The sequence below is a fragment of the Tritonibacter sp. SIMBA_163 genome, from assembly GCF_046535935.1.
In the GTDB taxonomy this organism is placed as follows: Bacteria; Pseudomonadota; Alphaproteobacteria; order Rhodobacterales; family Rhodobacteraceae; genus Epibacterium; species Epibacterium scottomollicae.
Genome location: NZ_JAWJBP010001329.1, coordinates 1 through 236, shown reverse-complemented (window position 1 = coordinate 236; position 236 = coordinate 1). Strand labels below are relative to the sequence as shown.

The 236-nt window shown below is 55.1% G+C and carries 1 protein-coding gene; it reads right to left on the bottom strand.

Annotated elements, in window-relative coordinates; genetic code table 11:
- Window positions 1-236 (bottom strand): EAL domain-containing protein (locus R0J92_RS26620; protein ID WP_411053891.1); only part of this gene is annotated, 236 nt, incomplete at both ends.

The following is a 236-nucleotide window of genomic DNA, read 5'->3' as shown; positions in this document are numbered from 1 at the left end:
AACCGGGTACTTCCAACGTTTTACGCAGCGAGCTTAAAAAGCTGGGGCGGTTAAACTGCATGGGCGAGAGGTTAACTGCCATCCGGCAGTGGCTTGGCAGCAGTAGCTGGCGCATTAAAAAGTCTTTGGCGGCGCGTTCCATCACCCACTGGCTTAGGCCGATAATCTGCCCCGTTTCTTCTGCGATCGGGATAAACAGTGCTGGCGATATGGGACCCTTCACCGGATGGTTCCAG